At 38.5% G+C, this 3859-nt stretch carries 5 protein-coding genes; all 5 read right to left on the bottom strand.

Translation table 11 applies throughout. The annotated features are described in order from the left end of the window. On the bottom strand, positions 1-280 hold a 280-nt coding region (locus E0485_RS24315), incomplete at its 3' end, for a GNAT family N-acetyltransferase (protein WP_132420614.1). 263 nt (positions 281-543) lie between these two features. Beyond that, a complete protein-coding gene (locus E0485_RS24310; RefSeq protein ID WP_132420612.1) occupies positions 544-981 on the bottom strand; it encodes a VOC family protein in 438 nt (145 codons plus the stop codon). A 129-nt stretch (positions 982-1110) separates the two neighbouring features. After that, entirely contained in the window at positions 1111-1704 is a 594-nt protein-coding gene (locus tag E0485_RS24305; protein WP_132420610.1) for a class I SAM-dependent methyltransferase, read from the bottom strand. A gap of 250 nt (positions 1705-1954) precedes the next feature. After that, positions 1955-2269 (bottom strand): hypothetical protein, encoded by a 315-nt coding sequence (locus E0485_RS24300; RefSeq protein ID WP_132420608.1) that lies wholly within the window; start codon positions 2267-2269, stop codon positions 1955-1957. Between the two features lie 357 nt (positions 2270-2626). Beyond that, positions 2627-3751, bottom strand: coding sequence for an IS110 family RNA-guided transposase (locus E0485_RS24295; RefSeq protein WP_132420291.1), 1125 nt, complete (start codon positions 3749-3751; stop codon positions 2627-2629). Between the last annotated feature and the right edge of the window lie 108 nt (positions 3752-3859).

The raw sequence follows: 3859 nt of genomic DNA, 5'->3' as shown, positions 1-3859 counted from the left end.
TTCCTAATCCCATCCCTTGATATTCCTTGTCTATTTGAAAGCCACCGATCCAGTAATTATTAGTACTATTAGGTGTATAGGAAAGATAGAAAAATCCGAATGTTTTATCATCCTTACACAAAATATATGGATCAAAAGCCTCATCCCACGGTTTTATATAAGCCCATGCTAAAGATTCGATAACAGAAGGCACAAGCTTCTCTTGTGATTTGAGTAAAGATATCGAGAGAGCTTCTTCCCAATTATTTTTATCAATTGGTTCTATGCGGATTAGATTCATTTTTTATATTCCTTTCAATTTTCCATCACAATTTCGTTGATTTCAGCTAACGTTTCCTAATTCACGCCGTTTAAGCGACTTAAGGAATGCACGTAGTGCCGAGTGGCTCTGCCACTTTGCCGGTTGAATGTATCCGGTGATTCCGCTTCATCGAAATGCCTCTTCCGGATCAAGGGTCGAGCTTGTTTCAACACGCAGCGTTGAATGCGATGTTTGGTGATGTCTCTGCCTTCTTCGATTTGCCTATCATATATTCTTTGTTTCTATTGTTTGTTGTATGGTCCGGTTATCTCCAGCATATTTCCATCTGGATCTTCCAGCATAAAGCAATAATAGGGTTGAACTATATTTATGAACAAAATTTCTGTTACTTTACCAATATTCATGGACTTAATGCGTTCATACTCTACCTGAAGATCTGCTACATTTAAATTCAATATGACATTATTTCCGTAGTTTATTTTGTGACTATGCTTATACAATAGATACTCATTGTTGAAATGCTCATCTATATTATCGTTGTTTCTAATTAGTCCAAGATCATATTCAGGATTCCATAGTGCTAAGGTATTTCCACAATCAAATTGAGCCCATCTCTTTATATTCTTTGATTGCGCTTTGACTCCAAGGACCAATTCATAAAAACAAATTGATTTTTCCATGTCTTTGACAATTAAATATGTACATGTCAACTGTAGCACGATTTCAACTCCTTCACCTATTAACTATTCTTCCTTGATTATACTAAATTTTGAATTATAATTTCGTTGCAGATATTTCACTTAACGTCTCTTGAAGTCCCCTTCTTCTTGAATTACCATCAACGATATTTATGTTTTCTTCAGTACTACTAGGTTTCCTTTCATTCCTTCATGGTTATAACCGCTACCTGTGTCCATTTGTAACGGTAGCACCGGTCCTCGAACAAAATATTTGCCAAAGTATCGATCAACCGATATTTCAGTCACGGGAACAAAATGTCCTTTTTCTTTCTCGTCACGACAACCTCTTAGTAGCATCATCCCGCCAGGTTTGAGGATCTGGGCAATCTCATTGACATATTGATCCCGGTTTTCTTCAATGATCGAATGAAAGCAGCCGCGATCATTGACAAAGTCTATGAATTTATTCTCCACTGGTAAGCTCAAGATATCCCCTTGCCGCCAGTCAACTTCCACTCCAACCTCCTTTGCACGTTCAGCAGCGATTCTAAGAGCCTCGGTGCTTATATCCACCCCAATTACATCCCAACCTTGCTGGGCAAGAAATATGGCTTCCCGACCAGCCCCGCATCCAACATCCAAAGCTACCTTCTTCTTCGGGAAGGTCATAGTAGCAATAAAAGCGACCAACTCTTGCGATGGATATAAAAGATCCCAGTTAGTAAAGTTTCCATTTAAATAATGTTCATCCCAGTTTTTCATGTTTCAACCTCACATTAATATTTATTCTCAATCATTAACTCTTTTTTATTCTGATCATCTTGGTATCTTATGATGGTTGGATTTATGGGGATTTCACTTAACGTTCTTGTATTCACGAACTTGCGCATCAAGTTGTCACTGAATCTGCTACTTCTACCAAAATCATCAAAGTGACCAAGGCGGAGCCGCTGCGAGAATACTGTGTTATAGGATGTCAGCGCCTTCTTCGAAATTGCTGGGAAATGATCTTTTAACTTATTTCGCTATTCTTTATTTCAAAATATCGAACTACAATTAATATTAATTCACAAATCACTTTCCATATAATGATAGATATTATAAAGACAATTACCCCTTGCAATACCCCTAAAGGTAAATTATTTATTTCCTTGCCAATATACCAATTTCCCTCTTTCACTTGTGTTTGGATAAAGTTATTCAAATATACTTTTCTTCCAAATACAAATGCTTGGTACATTATCGGTAGAATCCCTGTATAAAATAGAATTGTTAATAAAGTGTTTGCAGGAATACGTCCAAACTTAAAAATCTTATCCTCCATCATTTCAGCTCCTTATACTTATCATTAGATTTTAAGAGTTTGTGTAAAGTGGTTTGTATTTTTTTCATTGCGCTGATTTCCTATAACGTCTCTTGTATTGATATGACGAGACTCTGCAAGCCCCATTTTTTGACTGAATTTCTCGGCGCGAAGGCAACAATCAACTTCGACAGTTGGCACACTGATATCCGTGGATTGGTTACCACATTTTATCCGACCGTCTGAGAATCTGCTCGCTAACTCACGACGCACATTTACCCTTTGGCTAGTACAAATACAAGACGCGAATCTTATTCTCACTACCGCGTTGCCTTCGGGCCCAAAAATTCATTTTATTTTTCTCCTCTTTGCTAATTGATCCTATGCTGCTGCTTTCTTACATTGCTCTACTTCTCTAGCTACCGCCCATATAAATCCTAATAATTCTCTTCCAACTGCCGTTATGGCTACACATTTTTGCTTCCCTCGTTGAATAATAAGCCTGAAATATCTCTCGTGAAGACGATGCTGCGCCTTCCAAGCTATTGCTTGTATTTCTGCACTTTGGTTATGACCTTTTTCTTGCATTCTTGCTGACATCGCTGGACGATGCCGATACTGCCATGCAGCTTCTGTTACTACTCTCCTGACATGGGCGTTGCCTGACTTTGTAATCTTTCCTTTCCAGTTCGTTTCTCCACTTGATCTTTCTCGTGGCACGATCCCTGCATATGCCATTAGTTGTTGTGCCGAACGGAATCGTGCAAAACTGCCTATTTCAGCCACTAATGTTACTGCTGTTACAAGCCCAACTCCTCTTAATGACTGTATCGCTTGGATTACTTCTGCCTGGGGTGCTGTTTCACTTTGTTGCTCAATTTCCCTTTCTATTCGTTCTAGCCTTTTTTCACTTTCTAATACGACTTGTAGATAATCTTGAAATACAAAATGTTCGTTTGATCGTTCAAATTTAATTGCTCCAAGCCACTTTTTGTAGCTTTTTGTCCATCTCTTCTTAATAGTTGACGGCTGGTATATTTGATGACGTAGCATAAATTTTAGGATCCGTTGTCTTGCTCGATGCAAATCTTCTTTTGCATCTTCTCTTGCTCGAACTAAGTCTCTTAGTGCTTCTGTGTCTCGATCTGGCACATAAACACTTGTTAGTTCTCCTGCTCTGAATAATTGTGCTAGTCGCATGGCATCTCTGCGATCTGTTTTAATTCGATCTCCAGCACGCTTAGGAATTAGTGATGGGGCTACTACACTACATTTCACGCCCATACTTGTTAACCATCTATATAATTCGTATCCTGTCGGGCCTGCTTCATAACATACTTCAATTTGTTCTTTGTCACCCAGTTGTTTGATTAGTTTTCTCACTGCCTCTGGCTTATGCGGAATACTTCCCCAATAACGTGCTTCTTCTCTTCCACTTTCAGCAATCGCTATGACAATGGTATCCTTTGAAACATCCATTCCTACATATTTTTGGGCATACTTCATAGTAACCAGCTCCTTCTGTTTTATAGCTCTGTTAAAATAGTTTATCCAACTACTTTAATAACCTACGTTGTACAATTGGAGCTGGTCTCGTCATAATAACTCACGAAC

The organism is Paenibacillus albiflavus (genome assembly GCF_004344915.1).
Classification (GTDB): Bacteria; Bacillota; Bacilli; order Paenibacillales; family NBRC-103111; genus Paenibacillus_AM; species Paenibacillus_AM albiflavus.
This window is presented reverse-complemented; position numbering and strand designations above follow the sequence as displayed.